General features: G+C 62.9%; 17 protein-coding genes. 9 read left to right on the top strand and 8 right to left on the bottom strand.

The features are described 5' to 3' along the window. Positions 1–94 precede the first annotated feature (94 nt). The 5 genes from ACIPW4_RS26350 to ACIPW4_RS26370 are packed head-to-tail and all read left to right on the top strand — an operon-like array spanning position 95 to position 5,651. Positions 95–1,741: an AMP-binding protein gene (locus ACIPW4_RS26350; RefSeq protein WP_400663371.1), complete on the top strand. Its 1,647-nt coding sequence runs from the start codon at positions 95–97 to the stop codon at positions 1,739–1,741. A 14-nt stretch (positions 1,742–1,755) separates the two neighbouring features. Beyond that, entirely contained in the window at positions 1,756–2,523 is a 768-nt protein-coding gene (locus tag ACIPW4_RS26355; RefSeq protein ID WP_400663374.1) for an SDR family NAD(P)-dependent oxidoreductase, read from the top strand. 11 nt (positions 2,524–2,534) lie between these two features. Next, a complete protein-coding gene (locus ACIPW4_RS26360) occupies positions 2,535–3,728 on the top strand; it encodes an acetyl-CoA C-acyltransferase (RefSeq protein WP_400663376.1) in 1,194 nt (397 codons plus the stop codon). An 8-nt stretch (positions 3,729–3,736) separates the two neighbouring features. Continuing rightward, entirely contained in the window at positions 3,737–4,864 is a 1,128-nt protein-coding gene (locus ACIPW4_RS26365; protein ID WP_400663379.1) for an acyl-CoA dehydrogenase, read from the top strand. A gap of 13 nt (positions 4,865–4,877) precedes the next feature. Continuing rightward, positions 4,878–5,651 carry an enoyl-CoA hydratase gene (locus ACIPW4_RS26370; RefSeq protein ID WP_400663382.1) on the top strand — a complete coding sequence of 258 codons (774 nt, stop codon included), beginning with the start codon at positions 4,878–4,880 and terminating at the stop codon, positions 5,649–5,651. A 53-nt stretch (positions 5,652–5,704) separates the two neighbouring features. Here the strand turns inward: ACIPW4_RS26370 and ACIPW4_RS26375 are convergent, their stop codons facing one another. Further along, on the bottom strand, positions 5,705–10,189 hold the full coding sequence (locus tag ACIPW4_RS26375) for a hypothetical protein (protein ID WP_400663384.1): 4,485 nt from the start codon (positions 10,187–10,189) through the stop codon (positions 5,705–5,707). A 276-nt stretch (positions 10,190–10,465) separates the two neighbouring features. Between ACIPW4_RS26375 and ACIPW4_RS26380 the strand changes: the two genes are divergently transcribed. Both ACIPW4_RS26380 and ACIPW4_RS26385 read left to right on the top strand, forming a co-directional pair. After that, positions 10,466–10,870 (top strand): TraR/DksA family transcriptional regulator, encoded by a 405-nt coding sequence (locus ACIPW4_RS26380; RefSeq protein ID WP_400663387.1) that lies wholly within the window; start codon positions 10,466–10,468, stop codon positions 10,868–10,870. 186 nt (positions 10,871–11,056) lie between these two features. Then, positions 11,057–11,251 carry a hypothetical protein gene (locus ACIPW4_RS26385; protein ID WP_400663389.1) on the top strand — a complete coding sequence of 65 codons (195 nt, stop codon included), beginning with the start codon at positions 11,057–11,059 and terminating at the stop codon, positions 11,249–11,251. Positions 11,252–11,257: 6 nt separating this feature from the next. Here ACIPW4_RS26385 and ACIPW4_RS26390 read toward each other — a convergent pair whose 3' ends face one another. Next, positions 11,258–11,455, bottom strand: coding sequence for a hypothetical protein (locus ACIPW4_RS26390; RefSeq protein WP_400663392.1), 198 nt, complete (start codon positions 11,453–11,455; stop codon positions 11,258–11,260). A 307-nt stretch (positions 11,456–11,762) separates the two neighbouring features. Here ACIPW4_RS26390 and ACIPW4_RS26395 point away from each other — a divergent pair, with 307 nt between their 5' ends. Next, positions 11,763–12,233: a hypothetical protein gene (locus ACIPW4_RS26395; RefSeq protein WP_085673022.1), complete on the top strand. Its 471-nt coding sequence runs from the start codon at positions 11,763–11,765 to the stop codon at positions 12,231–12,233. Beyond that, complete coding sequence (locus tag ACIPW4_RS26400; RefSeq protein WP_400663396.1) at positions 12,230–12,442, top strand: hypothetical protein; 213 nt, start codon at positions 12,230–12,232, stop codon at positions 12,440–12,442. Before ACIPW4_RS26395 ends, ACIPW4_RS26400 begins: the two co-directional genes overlap by 4 nt. An 11-nt stretch (positions 12,443–12,453) precedes the next feature. On the opposite strand, the gene ACIPW4_RS26405 is transcribed toward ACIPW4_RS26400, so the two are convergent. Genes ACIPW4_RS26405 through ACIPW4_RS26430 form a run of 6 tightly spaced genes read right to left on the bottom strand, consistent with a single transcriptional unit; the run spans position 12,454 to position 18,511 of the window. After that, positions 12,454–12,819 carry a Na+/H+ antiporter subunit G gene (locus ACIPW4_RS26405; RefSeq protein ID WP_400663399.1) on the bottom strand — a complete coding sequence of 122 codons (366 nt, stop codon included), beginning with the start codon at positions 12,817–12,819 and terminating at the stop codon, positions 12,454–12,456. Further along, complete coding sequence (locus ACIPW4_RS26410; protein ID WP_103446664.1) at positions 12,816–13,094, bottom strand: K+/H+ antiporter subunit F; 279 nt, start codon at positions 13,092–13,094, stop codon at positions 12,816–12,818. The genes ACIPW4_RS26405 and ACIPW4_RS26410 overlap by 4 nt, the downstream gene beginning before the upstream one ends. Then, on the bottom strand, positions 13,091–13,579 hold the full coding sequence (locus ACIPW4_RS26415; protein ID WP_400663402.1) for a Na+/H+ antiporter subunit E: 489 nt from the start codon (positions 13,577–13,579) through the stop codon (positions 13,091–13,093). Before ACIPW4_RS26415 ends, ACIPW4_RS26410 begins: the two co-directional genes overlap by 4 nt. After that, positions 13,576–15,255 (bottom strand): monovalent cation/H+ antiporter subunit D, encoded by a 1,680-nt coding sequence (locus tag ACIPW4_RS26420; RefSeq protein WP_400663404.1) that lies wholly within the window; start codon positions 15,253–15,255, stop codon positions 13,576–13,578. Before ACIPW4_RS26420 ends, ACIPW4_RS26415 begins: the two co-directional genes overlap by 4 nt. After that, a complete protein-coding gene (locus ACIPW4_RS26425; protein WP_003250128.1) occupies positions 15,252–15,596 on the bottom strand; it encodes a Na+/H+ antiporter subunit C in 345 nt (114 codons plus the stop codon). The genes ACIPW4_RS26420 and ACIPW4_RS26425 overlap by 4 nt, the downstream gene beginning before the upstream one ends. After that, positions 15,596–18,511 carry a monovalent cation/H+ antiporter subunit A gene (locus tag ACIPW4_RS26430; RefSeq protein ID WP_400663407.1) on the bottom strand — a complete coding sequence of 972 codons (2,916 nt, stop codon included), beginning with the start codon at positions 18,509–18,511 and terminating at the stop codon, positions 15,596–15,598. Before ACIPW4_RS26430 ends, ACIPW4_RS26425 begins: the two co-directional genes overlap by 1 nt. Positions 18,512–18,549 lie beyond the last annotated feature (38 nt).

Genomic DNA, 18,549 nt, shown 5'->3' on the forward strand with positions numbered 1-18,549 from the left:
ATTGACAGCTTTGGCCATTGTCGCCACGCCTTGGCGGCGCGAACATCGTCGGACCGATGGTTAACTCCAAAAACAACAAATCAGGAGTCCGACGATGCGTGATTACGCCGAGGCCGTTCGTGTTTTCGACCATGGCAAAGCTGCTGCCGCGGCGCTGCATGGCGATCTCGATGCCCTCAATGCCTGTGTCGAGTGCTGCGACCGCCACACCGGCAGCGGCAAGCTGGCACTGCTCCATGAAGATCGCAGCGGCCACAGCGCGCGCTACAGTTTCGATCAACTTCAATCACTGGCCAGTCGCTTTGCCAATGTACTCAAGGCGCATGGCGTGAGCGCCGGGGGCAGGGTGGCGGGCCTGATGCCACGTACCCCAGAGCTGTTGGTCACCGTCCTGGCCACCTGGCGCCTTGGGGCGGTGTACCAGCCGTTATTCACCGCCTTTGGCCCCAAGGCCATCGAACACCGCCTTGAGCAATCCCACGCCCGCGTCGTCGTCACCGATAGCAACAACCGTGCAAAGCTTGACGATGTGCATGCCTGCCCGACGATCATCACAGTGGACGCCCGCGTCGGCGAACTGGACTTCCACCGATGCCTGGACACCGCTGTCGCCGATTGCGAGCCGGTGATGCGTTCGGGCGACGACCCATTCCTGCTGATGTTCACCTCCGGTACCACAGGCCCGGCCAAGCCGCTGGAAGTGCCGCTGCGTGCCATCGTCGCCTTCCAGGGCTACATGCGCGATGCCATCGACCTGCGCCCCGAGGACAACTTCTGGAACCTGGCCGACCCTGGCTGGGCCTATGGCTTGTACTACGCCGTCACTGGCCCACTGTCGCTGGGCCACGCAACCACCTTCTACGATGGCCCGTTCAGTGTCGAGAGCTGCGCGCGGATAATCGACAAGCTGGGGATTACCAACCTGGCAGGTTCGCCCACTGCCTATCGGCTGTTGATTGCTGCCGGCAACGATTTCTCGGCTCCGATCAAGGGCCGCCTGCGGGTGGTCAGCAGTGCTGGCGAACCGCTCAACCCGGAAGTGATCCGTTGGTTCGCCGAAGAGCTGGGTGTCACGATCCACGACCACTACGGGCAGACCGAACTGGGCATGGTGCTGTGCAACCATCATGGCCTGCAGCATCCGGTGCACATGGGTTCGGCCGGGTTCGCCATACCCGGCCATCGGATCGTGGTGCTCGACGAGCAAGGTAGCGAGTTGCCGCCTGGTCAGCCGGGCATTCTCGCCGTTGACCGCGAGCAGTCGCCGCTGTGCTGGTTCGGTGGCTATCACGGCTTGCCGACCCGATCCTTCGTCGGCAAGTACTACCTGAGCGGCGACACCGTCGAGTTGAACCACGACGGCAGCATCAGTTTTGTCGGGCGCAGCGATGACGTGATCACCACCTCCGGTTATCGGGTTGGTCCATTCGATGTGGAAAGCGCGCTGATCGAACACCCGGCCGTGATCGAAGCGGCGGTGATCGGCAAGCCGGACCCTGAGCGTACCGAACTGATCAAGGCCTTCGTGGTGTTGGCTAGCGGCCAGGTCGGCAGCGCCGAGCTGGAGGAGACCTTGCGCCAGCATGTGCGCCAGCGCCTGTACGCACACGCCTACCCCCGCGAAATCGAATTCGTCAGCGAGCTACCCAAGACCCCCAGCGGCAAGTTGCAACGCTTCATCCTGCGCAATCAGGAAGTCGCCAAACTACAAGCGCAACAGGCCACCGCTGCCAGCGCCTGAACAGGAACGAGATCATGCAGATAGCCAACAAACACTTCATCGTCAGCGGCGCTGCCTCCGGGCTGGGTGCTGCCACCGCGCACATGCTGATCCAAGCGGGCGCCAAGGTCATGCTGGTCGACCTCAATGCCCAGGCCGTCGAGGCAAAGGCTCGCGAACTGGGCGACAATGCTCGTTTCGCGGTGGCTGACATCAGTGACGAGCAGGCCGCTCAGGCCGCAGTCGATGCAGCGCTCAGCGCTTTCGGCAGCCTCCATGGGCTGGTCAACTGCGCTGGCATCGTCGGTGCCGAGAAGGTGCTGGGCAAGCAAGGCCCGCATGGTCTGGCCAGTTTCACCAAGGTCATCAATGTCAACCTGATTGGCAGCTTCAACCTGTTGCGCCTCGCGGCCGCGGCCATGGCTGAAGGCCAGGTGGACGATAACGGCGAGCGCGGGGTGATCATCAATACCGCCTCTATCGCTGCCTATGACGGCCAGATCGGCCAAGCTGCCTATGCGGCCTCCAAGGGCGCCATCGCCAGCCTGACCCTGCCGACGGCCCGCGAATTGGCGCGTTTCGGCATTCGCGTGATGACCATCGCCCCGGGCATCTTCGAAACGCCGATGATGGCCGGGATGACCGAGGAAGTGCGTGCCTCGCTGGCGGCCGGCGTGCCATTCCCGCCGCGCCTGGGTCGCCCGCAGGAGTACGCAGCGCTGGCCCGCCACATCATCGAGAACAGCATGCTCAATGGCGAGGTGATCCGCCTCGACGGCGCACTGCGCATGGCTGCCAAGTAAGGAGAATGCACATGACCTTCGCCAATGACCCGATCGTTATCGTCAGTGCCGTGCGCACGCCCATGGGCGGCCTGCAGGGCGACCTGAAGAGCCTGACCGCGCCGCAACTGGGCAGCGCGGCCATCCGCGGCGCCGTGGAGCGTGCCGGCATCGACGCCGGCAGCGTCGAGCAGGTGCTGTTCGGCTGTGTGTTGCCCGCCGGCCAGGGCCAGGCCCCGGCACGCCAGGCAGCGCTGGGTGCCGGGCTGGACAAGCACACCACCTGTACCACCCTGAACAAGATGTGTGGCTCGGGCATGCAGGCGGCGATCATGGCCCATGACCTGCTGCTGGCCGGCAGCGCCGATGTGGTAGTGGCCGGCGGCATGGAGAGCATGACCAACGCGCCGTACCTGCTGGACAAAGCCCGTGGCGGCTACCGCATGGGCCACGGCAGGATCATCGACCACATGTTCATGGACGGCCTGGAGGATGCCTACGACAAAGGCCGCCTGATGGGCACCTTTGCCGAAGAATGTGCCCAGGCCAATGCCTTCAGCCGCGAAGCCCAGGACCAGTTTGCCATCGCCTCGTTGACCCGCGCCCAGGACGCTATCAAGAGCGGCCGCTTTGCCGCCGAGATCGTGCCGGTCGAGGTCACCGAGGGCAAGGAGAAACGCGTCATCAAGGACGACGAGCAACCGCCCAAGGCGCGCCTGGACAAGATCCCGCAGCTCAAGCCAGCCTTCCGCGAAGGGGGCACGGTGACCGCCGCCAATTCCAGTTCGATCTCCGATGGTGCGGCGGCGCTGGTGCTGATGCGCCGCAGCGAAGCCGACAAGCGTGGGCTCAAGCCGCTGGCGGTGATCCACGGTCATGCCGCTTTCGCCGACACACCGGCACTGTTCCCGACCGCGCCGATCGGTGCCATCGACAAGCTGATGAAACGAACCGGCTGGAGCCTGGGCGAAGTCGACCTGTTCGAGATCAACGAAGCCTTCGCGGTGGTCACCCTGGCGGCCATGAAGCACCTTGACCTGCCCCACGACAAGGTCAATATCCACGGCGGTGCCTGCGCCCTGGGCCACCCTATCGGCGCCTCGGGCGCGCGCATCCTGGTGACCTTGCTCTGGGCCTTGCGCCAGAACAACCTCCGCCGTGGCGTGGCGGCCATCTGCATCGGCGGTGGCGAGGCCACGGCCTTGGCTGTCGAATGCCTGTACTGAGGTGAACCATGCTGGTAACTGAAGAGCAACAACAGATCGCCGATGCGGTACGCGCCTTTGCCCAGGAGCGCCTCAAGCCGTTCGCCGAACAGTGGGACAAAGCGCATCGCTTCCCGAAGGAAGCCATCGAGGAAATGGCCGAACTCGGCCTGTTCGGCATGCTGGTGCCAGAGCAGTGGGGCGGCAGTGACACCGGTTACGTGGCCTACGCCATGGCGCTGGAAGAGATCGCTGCCGGTGACGGTGCCTGTTCGACCATCATGAGCGTGCACAACTCGGTGGGCTGCGTGCCGATCCTGCGGTTCGGCAACGAGCAGCAGAAGGCGCAGTTTCTCACCCCGCTGGCCATGGGTTCGATGCTCGGAGCCTTCGCCCTGACCGAGCCGCAGGCCGGTTCCGACGCCAGCAGCCTGAAGGCCCGTGCACGGCTGGAGGGTGATCACTATGTGCTCAACGGCAGCAAGCAGTTCATCACCTCCGGGCAGAATGCCGGTGTGGTGATCGTCTTTGCCGTGACCGACCCGGATGCGGGCAAGCGCGGCATCAGCGCCTTCATCGTGCCCACCGATTCGCCGGGCTACCAAGTGGCGAGAGTGGAGGACAAACTGGGTCAGCATGCCTCCGATACCTGCCAGATTGTCTTCGACAATGTGCGCGTGCCGGTGGCCAACCGCCTGGGCGCCGAAGGCGAGGGCTACAAGATCGCCCTGGCCAACCTTGAAGGCGGCCGTATCGGCATTGCCTCCCAGGCGGTGGGCATGGCCCGTGCAGCCTTCGAAGTGGCACGCGACTATGCCAAAGAGCGGCAAAGTTTCGGCAAGCCCTTGATCGAACACCAGGCCGTGGCCTTCCGCCTGGCCGACATGGCCACGAAGATTGCCGTGGCCCGGCAGATGGTGCTGCACGCGGCCGCGCTGCGTGACGCCGGGCGCCCGGCGCTGGTGGAAGCGTCGATGGCCAAGCTGTTTGCCTCGGAAATGGCCGAAAAGGTCTGTTCGGATGCCTTGCAGACCTTGGGCGGTTATGGCTATCTGAGCGACTTCCCGCTGGAGCGGATCTACCGCGACGTTCGGGTCTGCCAGATCTACGAAGGCACCAGCGACATTCAGCGCATGGTCATTGCGCGCAATCTTTGAAGGAGCAGACTGCATGGCATTCGAAACCATCCTGTTGGATATCCACGGCAAGGTCGGCCTGATCACTCTCAACCGCCCACAGGCGCTGAACGCGCTGAATGCGCAGATCGTCGGCGAGATCAACCAGGCCCTGGACCAGCTCGAGCGTGACCCGAACATCGGCTGCGTGGTGCTCACCGGCTCTGCCAAGGCTTTTGCAGCCGGTGCCGACATCAAGGAAATGGCCGAGCTGCAGTATCCGCAGATCTACGTCGACGATCTGTTCAGCGATGCGGACCGTATCGCCAACCGGCGCAAGCCGATCATCGCGGCGGTGTCCGGCTTCGCCCTGGGCGGTGGCTGTGAACTGGCGATGATGTGCGACTTCATTCTCGCTGCCGACAATGCAAGGTTTGGCCAGCCGGAAATCAACCTTGGCGTGCTACCGGGCATGGGCGGTACCCAGCGCCTGACCCGTGCGGTGGGCAAGGCCAAGGCCATGGAACTGTGCCTGACTGGCCGCCTGATGGGCGCCGAGGAAGCCGAGCGCGCGGGGCTGGTGGCGCGTATCGTGCCGCAGGCCGAGTTGGTGGAAGAGGCGCTGAAGGTGGCGGCGACCATCGCCAGCAAGTCGATCCCGGTCAGCATGATGGTCAAGGAAAGCGTCAACCGTGCCTTCGAAGTGACCCTGAGCGAAGGCGTGCGCTTCGAGCGCCGGGTGTTCCATGCAGCCTTCGCCACCGAGGACCAGAAGGAGGGCATGGCCGCTTTCATCGCCAAGCGTGAAGCGCAGTTCAAGGACTGCTGAGTCTCTTGCCGCACCGGACGGGCGGTAGCGCATGCCCGCCCGGCACGTAGTGCTCAGGTGTTGAAGAAATACCGGCTGGCTGCGGCCTGGGTCAACGGTCCACGGTGAACGTACTCCAGCTCCTGAGTCACCGGGTCGGTCACAGAGTGGCCTCTGAGCCTGCGCTGCGCACTGGTCTTGAGATGGCCGGCGACGAAGTCGCTCGACGCCGCGTCATGGCTGGTGTAGTGGAAGTGGGCATACCACAGGGGCTCGTTGGCGTAGCTGATGACATATTCGTCCAGGTAATCCTGGGGCCTGCCCGGCACAGCGCTCAGCGCCCTGCGCCGGCCTTGGCGGCTGATCTGCACCAGGTCGTGTTCAATCAGGTACTGCAGGCCGGACTGGCGTGGCGACTGGCGCAGTATTGCCTGCGTGCGCAGCGTCACACGTTTGCTGTTCAGCTGATCCACCAGCGCACGCAGAGCAACGAGCCGTTCCCGATAGCCTTGCCGGGCGGCTGACGTCATGTCTGTTTCCTTGCTCAGGCGGGTGCTCAGGGTTGCGGCCGTGTCGGTCAATGGCCGCACATGCATGTCGATCAGTTCCTCGAACTCGACGGGCTGGAAGTGCTGCGCAACGCTGGATTCAAGCAGGTTCAAGGTGTGTCTGGCTTTCGTCTGCTCGGCGTCGGCTGTTTCGAACAGCCGCCGTAGGCTGGGGGCTGGCTCTTGTGGGACCGGGTGCGAAGTCTGCTGCTCGACCGGTATCCATTCTTCGTCCCTTTTGTGGAAGGTCATGAGCGGCCGCTGGTTGTCGTCCACGACGTCGAACAGTGTGTCATCTCCCGTGCGTGGCTTGCCCAGCAACAAGCCATGGCTCGGCGTTTCGATCAGACCGGGGGTGTGCCTTTGCAACTGCGCAACGCTGCTGAGGGGCGGATAGTCCTGAAGATCTGCCTTCACACGGCTGTTGACGTAGCGCACGTCGGCTTCGATAGGCGCCAGTGCATCGAGTGCAGCCGGGTTCGCGGTGACGATCAGCTTGAGGTTTTCCAGGCGGCGCAAGGCGACACCCAGCTGGCTGTCGATGTCGTGAAGCAGCCGGGCGCTGAGTGCCTCGCTTGCCTGAGGCATCTCGTAGAGACGCATACGTTGTGAAATGGCCAGCGTGAGGTTGATCGAGCAACGGTCGAGCATCAACTGGGTGCGGTCGGCCAGGTCAGGTAGTGCCATGAACTTGCGCCAGTTGTATTCCAGGCGAAGCAATCGGGAAGCCAGTATTGATCGCTCGATGGGCACCTTCAGCATGCCTTTTGCAGCCACATAGAGGTCCCGCGCCGTGCCACGGCTGCCTGCCAGCCTTTCAAGGGCGATAAGGTGTTTGCCGATACCTTCGACATTGCTGATCAGCTTTTCAGTCTGCGGCGTGATTTCGTCAAGCGCATGCATGTAAGCAGCGTGGTCTTCGGCTTTGGCGAAAACGCGCACGGGAGCCGGGGTCAGCTTTTGCAGAATGAGCTTGGACAGCAAGGTGCCGCGGGTCATCGTGACGTGGAATCGCTGAAACTCCCATGACGCTTTGACATCGTTGGCGGGGGTGACATTGGTCAGTACTGCCTGTTCTTCGACATTGGCAAGAAACGTATCCCAGAACACCTCGATGTCGTCGAGCTTGTTGAGGGTGAGCCCGAGCACTTCAGGGTTGCTGGTCTCCTGGACCAGTAGGGTGAGGCGGAGCAGCGTCCGATTGTGACTCAAGATTTGCTGGCGACTTTCGATGATCTGCCGGCTCAGGGCCTCACGGCGTTCGGCATTTTGCGCCCTGAACGCTTGCCTGCGCTTGCCACCTGGCATACCGCCCCGCAAACGCAGGCGCAGGTCGGGCTGCCAGCGGCCGGAACTGCCCCGGCGAAGCCAAGGGCCAGGGACGGAAGGCTGGGTATCGCTGACGATCCGTGGTTGCTGCACCGCTTCGTCGAGCGTTACGCGGTAGACGCCGCCCCCCAGGATGGTCCAGTAGTGCTCGCCCTGAAGGTAGAGGCCACGCAGTTCGCCGGTAACGATGGGCATGCCCAGCTCTTCGCTGGTGCGGCTGCTGCGCAAGGCCTCCAGTGCGGTGCTCTGGGTGCTGTTCATTTGTGCTTCGGTGGTCGCCCACTGATGCTCCAGCCGCCCGGGAGTACCTGCTTCGAGGTATTGCAGGTGAGGGGGCTCGGCAAGGGAGGCGCCAGCCTCGTCCGCAAGGTGCGCAGGCCGCTGCAGTTGCAGGCGCGGTGCCGCATGGGCGAACAGGGCCAAGCCAACATTGACCAGTAGATTGACCAGGGCAATCCGGTGCTGGCTGCTGTCCGGGTGTTTGCCCGTTTGCAGAAACTGTTTCAGTGCCATGGCGATCTGGGTCAGCCAGACCAGCGTGCCGAGAGGCCCGTTCACCAAGGGCAGCGCGCAGTTCAGCAGCAGCCAGCCCAGCGCTGTCCAGCGTTCCCAACGGGCCTGCTCGGTAGTGGTCGAGTTGGCGCGGAAATCGGCGATGGTTTCCTCGACGCATCCCTGGTAAATGGCCTGGCCCCAGTGAGTGATCGCAGGCTCCGATGCCAGGGTTGCCGGGGCAGGCTTCTGATAGGGAATGCCAAGCAGGGTCATTTCCATCAGCCCGGGCAGATTGGGCTCCGCGAAACCGTCATTGTCATAGATCCTTCGCACGTCGTGGTCCAGGCGCCGGAGGATGTCATCCTGCAGTGCGCCGGTCTTGCCAAGTGCGCACAGAAGGCTGGTACGGTCGGTGAACTCGAGCAGTGATCGGGTGTGAAGCGGGCGGTAGAGTATGCAAGGGTCGCCCGGCAGTGCATGGACGGGCTCGATCAGCCAGGCGTTCAGCACCAGGTCCGCCGCAGCGCCAGTTTCACGGACCAGGCCAAACGGACGGATTAGCCACCGCCCGGTCGGCGCAGCGAACACCGCGCTCACCGCCCGCCGCGCGCGGGGGCTCAAGTGTTCGCTCAACTCCAGCGCCATCGCGCCAGCCGGTAGCTGCGTGCGTAACTGATCAGCCAGCAGGCGCTCACGCCTTTTGCGCTCGGGCAGGTCGTCAAGCAATCTGTCTTGCAGCATCTGCGGGTACACCTTGGCGATGTTCAGCTCGGTAATCATCGTCTGCAGATAGCTTTCCGTCAGCCAGTCGGGCAGTCTCTTACCCTTTTTGTGCCGCAGTTCTACCCGGCCTGGCCTGATCAGTCCCCAGTTGCCGATCACAAGGTGCGCAAGGGTGAAGTGTATCGGGGTGACCGTGCCATCCATTTGCCCGGTGGGCAGCGCACTGGCTATCGTCTGGTGGTTGATCACTTCCACATCCCAGGGCTCCAGGTCATGCTCCGGGTGTATCTTCCCAAAGTATTCGTTGATCCTGGTGTACGCGAAGGTCGCGGCGTCGTCGATGCCGTCCAACCAGGTGGCGCCCTTGGCATCGGCCCCTTTCTGAGCGATATCGATCAAGCTGTGGGCATAGGCGAAGAGGCTGTGTTCATTGGCATTGTGCAACCAGGTGGGCAGCAAACCGGCTGATTTGCGAAGGCTCTCACGTTGGGCCTTGGGGCAGAGGTCCAGCAGTAAGGTCAGGTGGCTCAGTTCCACGCAGAGATGCTGGGCATCCTCCCGTGCGCTGTGTCGCTCGGCGATTCTGTCGATGATGCTTAGCTGCTGCTCCAGCACTTGGCTGGCCAAGGCATCGAACGCATTTCCGGTGATGGGGCGTGACTGCAGTTCTGGCTGTTGCCCGACCAGCTCCGGCCAGAGCTGCCCGAATGCCTGCTGCAGTGCCGCGAAGGATGCGAAGACCTGCAAATCGCCGCTCAAGGTGTACAGCACAACGGGATTGTCGTCGTTGTCAGAATCCTCGGTAACCAGCAATGCACCGGTCAAATCGTGCAGGCGCAGGCCTTGGGCAAGATCAAGCGACAGCAGCGTGAGCTTGGGCTTTGCGGTGCCTGATGCCAGTTGGCGTGCCTCGTGCGAGGGATAAGTTGCGACCTTCGCTGCCAGTGCGAGCAGAGCAGGATCGATTGTGCCGGGCTGAGTGGCGCCGATGCTGTCCGACAGCTGCTGGCGCAGGTAGCTGGAATAGCGTTGCCAGGTGGATTGCCCGGTGCCGTCGACCTGATTCCAGTAATCCACCAGCGCCTGCCGGTAATCGTCGAGTAGCACCGGGCCGCAATCGTTGACCAGCCGCTGAACCTGATTCAGGTCTACATCAATCCCGGTAACGTCATTGGCCGATGCCAGCAGCGTGTCCGTGGAGGGTCGCAATAGCATGTCGCTTCGCTGGCAATAGCGCTCAATCAGGACTTGGGACAATGGACGTGTGTTGTCGTATTCGGCATTTGGGCTGATGCTCTGCAAGCAGATGCCGGCAGGTGGATGCGTGCTGATCGAGCGTGCCTCCCATTCATCGCTCACACGCTGGGCAGCCACCGAAGGCAGGGTTGGGCAGTCTTGAAACAGTCGGGTCAGCGTGCAGGAAAAATCGCTGTTATGCAGTAAACGCTCGGCTATGAGGCTCATTGAGGCAGGCTCCACTGGGCAAGGGCAGCCATTGGAGCGGCGTTAGTGCGGTGCAATGCGGTAGCCGGATAATGCTCCATACACTGCCGATGGGCGGAATCCGGGCTGTTTATGACAAATTCCCAAGTAATTGCTGTTGCTCATGGCCGCACGGCACCTTAGACTGCCGCCCCCTGTAAAAGAGTGCCGGTTGGCGCTTGAAGCATTCCGCTGCCGATGCCGAGGCGTCAGTGGCACCTGAATCGCCCAAATGCACATTTTTTCATAGAGAAATCGATGACCAAGGAACAGTTGCTGGCCATGTCGGCCGATGACTACATGAACGCTGACCAGCTGGCTTTCTTTGCTGGCCTGCTGCAGGCGATGAAAGTCGAAACCCATGAGCGCATCGAGCTGAGCCGTGCCACCATCGAAGGCCTGGATACCCCGTCGGATCCTGCCGACGTGGCGTCGGTCGAAGAAGAGCGTAGCTGGCTGGTCAATGCCATCGACCGCGACCAGCGCTTGTTGCCGCAATTGGAAATGGCCCTGGACCGCATCGGCGACGAGAGCTTCGGCTGGTGCGATGACAGCGGTGAGCCGATTGGCCTGAAGCGGCTGCTGATCAGCCCGACCACCAAGTACTGCATCGAAGCCCAGGAGCGCCACGAGCAGCTTGATCGCCACCAGCGCCAGGTCTGACCCGGCGTGGTGCGCAAGGCCCCATGGAGTGATCCCTGGGGCTTTTCGCATTTCTTGCGTGAAGGCGTCACGGTATTTGTTGCTCGCGATGTAATACTGCTGTAACCAGGATGTGCTTTTACACGGTTCACGCTGGGCGTATCATGACCTTATCGTTAGGGTGCTATCTAAGTGCCGGAGGGAATGATGAACAGCCGAGTCGATGTAGCGGTGATGATCGGTTCTGGTGTGCCTGCGAACTTGCAGGCACTGGGTAAACGGATATGTTGGGTGGTCCTGGTCAATGGCGAACGCCGTGGTACAGCGTTCGCCACCCGTGGCGAGGCCGTCGAGTGCAAGGCCGCCTGGTTGCAGCTGATGCACGAAGGTGACGCTGCCTGACCGGTTTCAGCTTTCCAGGCGACGGGCCAGCGCGCAGGCATCACAGTGCAGTCGGCGAAAGCCCTTCACCCTGCCAGTGGCGCTCTCGGTGATGTGGAAGAACTCTATACCGGCGGGTACGACGACGTAGCGTGGTTTGTTGCAGACCAATGTGAGGTAAGAAATGCTCTTTGCCTCTCGACGGATTTCAGTGTTTTCGTGCATATTCTTTCCCCGGTAATACGCTGATGGATACCTGAGCCCTTTCTGCCGAGGGGCCTGCAGTTATCTATCGCATCTTTTCTGGCGGATCTGTTGTCAGACTTGACGCTTCCCTGACAGGGAATATGCCTTAAGCCTCTTTTGAGGCCATATCTGGCAAGCCAGAGTAAATTTTCCTGCGTGCTGCATCGCCAGCAGGCACAGACGTTTCTTGCATCACTTTATTATTCTTTTCGCCTATCGAATTGAAATGGCCGTGCCTCACCGAATCCGAGTGAGGGCGGATATCACCGGTTTGAGGATTACTTCATTGGCAGTCAGTACACTGGATACCCACGCCTTGTTTGCCTTGGGCGATTTGCGCGGCAAGTTGGCCAAGCTGTTTCAGGGCCGTTTCATCTATGTCACCGAACAGAACCCGGAAGGCCTGTACATGGCCGAGATCGACACCGAGAGCGCGTTGGTGGTCGATGACAAGCAGCGCCTGGAGCTAAAGGTCGGCGATCACTTTCGCGCCGCCGTTTTGCCCAGCCGCGAAGGCGGCAAACTGGAAATGCGCTTTCGCGAAATCAAGCTGAACGTCTACGGAGTGGGCGACTACGCATTTGTTTCGGTGCCGGAGGGCGAGGGCATTGTGTTCCGCGAGGGCCAGGGCGTGATGCTGGTGTTCGCCGCGCAACAGCAGGTTCAGGAAGGCCTGGGCAAGTTGCTCAAGGCGGTGACTGGCAAGGTCGCCAAGTGGCGCAAGGGCGAGCTGACCACCTTCAAGGCCAGTGAATGAGCGAAGGTGACGAAGCGCCTGGTACCCGTGCCGGGTTTCATCGGCAGCACCAGGCGCAGGCCTCGACCGAGGCCCAGCGCCTGTTGGTGCAGCGTGAGCTGATGGGCGGGGCGTGGCTGAGCTGGGTGGCAACCCAGCTGTATCAGCTGAGCCCGCCACCTTATGCAGCCATGGTACGGCGCGAGTTGCAGCGTCTGAGCCAAGGCTGAGGGTAACGGTATCAGTGGCCGTGATCGCGACCGCTGCTCACTTCTTCAGGCACTGCCTCATTCGCCATGCGCTTGCGGAACAACGCCGCCCGGGCCAGCAGCAGTGTGGTGACTGGCACGGTGATGGACAGCAGGATCGGGATCAGCCAGGCGTGCATCACCGGGCTACCCTTGAGCCACGAGAAGTAGATGATCGACGCCAGTGCCACGCACCAGGCACCGATGGTCGACGCCAGTGCCGGTGGATGCATGCGCTGGAAATAGTCTTTCAGGCGCAGCAGGCCAATGGCGCCGATCAGCGCGAAGAGGCTGCCGATCAGCAACAGGGCGGCAGTGACCAGTTCCAGCCAGAATGGCAGTTCAAGCGTTTCGCTCATTCGATCACCTCACCACGCAACAGGAACTTTGCCAGGGCGAACGAGCCGACAAAGCCGAACAGGGCGATCAGCAATGCACCTTCGAAGTAGGTGTCACTGGCATAGCGGATCCCCAGTACCAGCATCGTCAGCATGCCCAGGATATACAGGTAGTCCAGCGCCAGCACCCGGTCCTGGGCCGAGGGGCCGCGAAACAGCCGGATCAACGCCAGGCCCATGGCCAGGGCGAAGATGAACAGGCTGGCGAGTACGGCATTGGCGAGCAGGCCTGTCATTCGAAGATCTCCATCAACGGGCTTTCGTAGGTGAGCTTGAAGTGCTCGATGAAGGCCGCCTCGTCTTCCAGGTCGAACACATGCAGCAGCAGTACGCTGCGGTCCAGGGCCAGCTCCGACCACACGGTGCCAGGCACCACGGTAGTGATCATCGACAGTGCCGCGAGGCCATGGGCGTCGCGCAGGTCCAGCGGGATGTGCACGAAGGCTGAGCGTGGCTCGCGTTGCCCGGCACGCAGCACGGCGGCGGCAACCAGCAGGTTGGAATGAATGACGTCAATGCCGACTCGGCCCATCAGTCTGGCCACCGCCCATGGTTTGCGCACATGCGCGTGTTGCGGGCGCAGGGGCGCCATCAGCAGCGGTGCCAGCACGGCAAGTGCTGCGGCCAGCAACAGGTTGCCGGGGCTGAGCGACAGGTTCAACAGCAACCACAGCACGAACAATGCAGCGGACAGCAGCGGAGCGGGGAACAAGCGGCTCATGGCTGCACCTGTACGTCGAGCGTGGTCGGGCCAGGGATGGGGCGGGCGGCCATCACGGCTTCGATGTAGGCGTCCGGTGCCTGCAGGCTGGCCGCAGTGTCCTGGGTGTAGCGCAGCAGCGGTTCCGCCCTGAAGCTGAGGATGATGCACAGGCCGAGCAGGATCACGATGGGCAGGCACTCGTAGCGGCGCAGCACCGGTGAGGGGCGTTCTTCGGGCTTCCAGAAGCGCTGGATGCCGACCCGGCCAAAGGCGATCAGCGAGGCCATGCCGGAGAGGATGAGCAAGGTCACCAGCACCCAGCCCGCTGCCGACAGCGATTGTTCGACGGGCATGCCCAGGCCCTGTGGGTTGAATAGCGCGCTGATCAGGTTGAGTTTGCTGACGAACCCGGACAGTGGCGGCATGCCGATGATCAGCAGGGCGCAGGCGATGAAACTCAGGCCGAGGAACGCCATGGTCCATGGAATGATCTGGCCGATCACTACCTTCTGCTCGTCGTCGAGGTTGATGCCCTTGGGTGGGTGCAGCGACTCCAGCGGCGGGGGTATGGCGTCTTCTTCGTCTTCCAGCGGCGCTTCGTTGGCCGAACGCGAGCGCTCGACCAGTTCGGCGAGCAGGAACAACGCACACAGCGCCAGGGTCGAGTTGACCAGGTAAAACAACGCTGCGCCTGTGAGCGCCGGCTGGGCGAAACCGACCGCGCCGAGCAGGGTGCCGGCGGAAACCAGAATGCTCAGGGCGGCCATGCGCTCCAGACGTTGTGCGGCGAGTATCGATACCGCCGCCACGGCCAAAGTGACCAAGCCACCGTACACCAGCCAGTGCCCGCCGAAATGCGCCGAAGCACCGGCTTGCCCGGAAAACAGCAGGGTCCAAAGGCGCAGTACGGCGTACAAGCCGACTTTGGTCATGATGGCGAAGAGCGCGGCGACTGGCGCGCTGGCCGAGGCGTAGGCAGGCACCAGCCAGAAATTCAGCGGCCAGATGCCGGCTTTGGCCAGGAAAGCCATGGCCAGGATTGCTGCGCCCGCATGCAGCAGGCCACGGTCGGCTTCCGGTACCAGCGGGATTTTCAGGGCCAGGTCAGCCATATTCAGGGTGCCGGTCACGCCGTACAGCATCGCGGCGCCAATCAGGAACAGCGATGAGGCGAACAGGTTGATGGCAATATAATGAAGCCCGGCACGCACCCGTGCGCGGCCCGAGCCATGCAGCAGCAGGCCATAGGAGGCGGCCAGCAACACTTCGAAGAATACGAACAGGTTGAACAGGTCCGCTGTGAGGAAGGCGCCATACAGGCCCATCAGCTGAATCTGGAACAATGCATGGAAGCTGGCGCCGGCACCATCCCAGCGGGCGCGGGCGAACAGCAGGGCGCTGATGCCGATGACGCCCGTCAGGGTCAACAGCAGGGCTGAAAGGTGATCCACCACCAGTACGATGCCAAAGGGTGCGGGCCAGTTACCGGGCAGGTAGACGCCGATCGATTCCGCCTGCCCTTGGGTACGCACCCATAACAGCAGGCAGACCGCAACGGCCAGCCCGGTGAAGGTGGACAGCAGGTTCAGGCGCGCCTTTATCCGGCGATGTTTCTCGCCCAGCAGCAGCATCAGCGCCGCAGTCAGTAGCGGCAGCAGGATGGGGGCGACGATCAGTTGACTCATGCCACTCATTCGTCACGCTCCCGGCCGTCCACATGGTCGGTGCCTGTCAGGCCGCGCGATGCCAGCAGGACCACCAGGAACAGTGCGGTCATGGCAAAGCTGATGACGATGGCGGTGAGCACCAGCGCCTGCGGCAGCGGGTCGGTGTAGTGCAGCAGGTCCTGGGTCACGCCGTCCTTGATGATCGGCTCCTTGCCAATGAACAGGCTGCCCATGCTGAAGATGAACAGGTTGACCCCGTATGACAGCAGGCACAGGCCCATGATCACCTGGTAGGTGCGCGGGCGCAGAATCAACCACACCCCCGAGGCGGCCAGTACACCGATGGCGACTGCAATGACTTCTTCCATCAGGCGGCTCCTGCTTGGCTGGACTTCGATGGGCTGCCCGGGCGATAGGCGCGCACCGACTGGTGCGCCAGAGCGGTGAGGATCAGCAGGGTCGAGCCGACCACCACGGTGTACACGCCGATATCGAAGAACAGCGCGCTGGCCACGTGCACATCGCCCAGCAGTGGCAGGTGCAGGTGGGCGGTATGGGTTGTCAGGAACGGGTAGCCGAACAGCATGGCGCCGCCCCCGGTCAGGGTCGCGCAGAACAGCCCGGTTCCCATCCAGCGCAGCGGCCGCAGGCTCATCTGCGCTTCGACCCACTGGGTGCCGGCCACCATGTACTGGAGGATGAACGCCACCGACATCACCAGGCCCGCCACGAAACCGCCGCCCGGCTGGTTATGGCCGCGCATGAACAGGTACATCGACACCAGCAGGGCGATCGGCAGCAGCAGGCGCACCAGCACGGCCGGTACCATCATGAAGCCCAGGGCGGTGTCGGTAGCATGACGCGGATTGATCAGGTCGGTGACCACGTCGGGGGCCAGCTGGCGCTGCTGGGCTGGCAGCTGCATGCTCTCCTTTGGCGGGCGGAAGCGCCGCAGCAGGGCGAACACGGTCAGCGCCACGGCCACCAGCACAGTGATTTCGCCGAGGGTATCGAAACCGCGGAAGTCCACCAGCATCACGTTGACCACGTTGGTGCCACCGCCTTGCGGCAGGGCCCGGCTGAGGTAGAACGACGAGATGTCGTTGGGCGTCGGCCGGGTCAGCATGGCGTATGAAAGCACCGCCATGCCGCCGCCGACCAGCACCGCCAGCAACAGGTCGCGCAGGCGCCGTGCCCGGGCGCGGTCGAGGCTGCCAGGCAGCGGCGAAACGCCTTCGATACGCCGTGGCAGCCAGCGCAGGCCGAGCAGGATCAACACCGTGGTGACCACCTCGACCGCCAGCTGGGTCAGGGCCAGGTCCGGGGCAGAGAACCAGACGAAGGTGATGCAGGTCATCAGGCCGCAGACCCCGACCATGATCAATGCCGCCAGGCGGTGGTATTTGGCCTGGTAGGCGGCACCGATGGCGCAGGCGATGGCGATCAGCCATAGCGCGACGAATACGCCGGAGCCAGGAATCTTCGGCCGGTCGCCCCAGCTCAGGCCGCTGTACAGCATCGGTGTGAGGCCGGCGAGGAAGGCCGCCAGCACCAGCATGAACAGTTGCGACTGCAGGCGGCGGCTGGTCAGCAACCGCTCGATGCGTCGCGCCAGCAGCATCAGCCGGACCTGGCCGTGCTCGAACAGGCGTTTGCCATTGAAGCGCTCGATCAGCGGCGGATACGGGAAGCGCCCGCGGCGCAGCTGTTTGCGCAGTAGCAGATAGAGAACGATGCCGCCGCTCATGGCTACCAGGCTCATGATCAGCGGGGCGTTCCAGCCGTGCCAGATGGCCAGGCTATATTCCGGTAGCGTGCCACCTACTACTGGCAGTGCAGCGGCAGCCAGCAGCGGGCCGACCGACTGTGCCGGGAAAATACCCACGACCAGGCAGGTGAGCACCAGCAGTTCGACCGGCGCGCGCATCCAGCGGGGTGGCTCGTGCGGCGTGTGCGGCAGGTCCTCGGCCTTGGGCCCGAAGAACACGTCGACGGTGAAGCGCAAGGCATAGGCAACGCTGAAGGTCCCGGCGAGGGTGGCGATGACCGGCAGTGTCGCTTCGACCCAGGCAGTGGAGGTGATGAACACGGTTTCGGCGAAGAACATTTCCTTGGACAGGAAGCCGTTCATCAAGGGTACGCCGGCCATCGAGGCGCTGGCCACCATGGCCAGGGTGGCGGTATAGGGCACCAGCCGTATCAGGCCGCTCAGACGGCGGATGTCGCGGGTGCCGCTTTCATGGTCGATGATGCCGGCGGCCATGAACAACGAGGCCTTGAAGGTGGCGTGATTGAGAATGTGGAACACGGCGGCGACCGCAGCGAGCGGGCTGTTGAGGCCCAGCAACAGGGTGATCAGGCCCAGGTGACTGATGGTCGAATAAGCCAGCAGGCCCTTGAGGTCGTTCTGGAACATCGCAGCAAAGGCGCCCAACAACAGGGTCACGGCACCTGCGCCACCAACGATCCAGAACCACTCTTCACTGCCCGACAGCACCGGCCACAGGCGCGCCAGCAGGAATACCCCGGCCTTGACCATGGTCGCCGAATGCAGGTAGGCGGAAACCGGAGTGGGTGCCGCCATCGCGTGGGGCAGCCAGAACTGGAAGGGGAATTGCGCACTCTTGCTCAATGCGCCGATCAGGATCAGTGGCAGCAGCACGGGGTACAGTGCGTGCTGGCGGATGGTTTCGCCGGCAGCCATAACCTTGTCCAGGTCGTAGCTGCCGACCACATGGCCGAGCAGCAGGGCGCCGACCAGCAGGCACAGGCCACCGGCACCGGTGACCATCAAGGCCATGTAGGCGCCGCGGCGGGCGTCGGCGCGGTGGTGCCAATAACCGATCAGCAGGAACGAGAACAGGCTGGTCAGCTCCCAGAAGAACACCAGCTGGATCAGGTTGCCGGAGATCACCAGGCCGAGCATGGCCCCCATGAACGCAAGAAAGAAGGCGAAGAAGCGTGGCACCGGGTCCTGCGGCGACATGTAATAGCGCGCGTACAGAGACACCAGGGTACCGATGCCCAGCACCAGCAATGAGAACAGCCAGGCGAAACCGTCCATGCGCAGGACCAGGTTCAGGCCCAGGCTGGGCAGCCAGAGGATTTCTTCGCGGATCACACCGCCATCGGCGATCTGAGGGTACAGCAGTGCTACCTGTATGGTGCCGACCAGGGCCACGAGCCCGGCAAGTATGGACTCGGCATTACGTGCGTTGTGCGGCAGCACAGCTGCCAGGCAACTGCCCACGAACGGCAGAAGCAGTAGCACTATCAATGACATAGCGTTCTATTCTGGATAGGTTTGCAAGGATCATACGT

The organism is Pseudomonas sp. NPDC089996 (assembly GCF_044748405.1).
In the GTDB taxonomy this organism is placed as follows: Bacteria; Pseudomonadota; Gammaproteobacteria; order Pseudomonadales; family Pseudomonadaceae; genus Aquipseudomonas.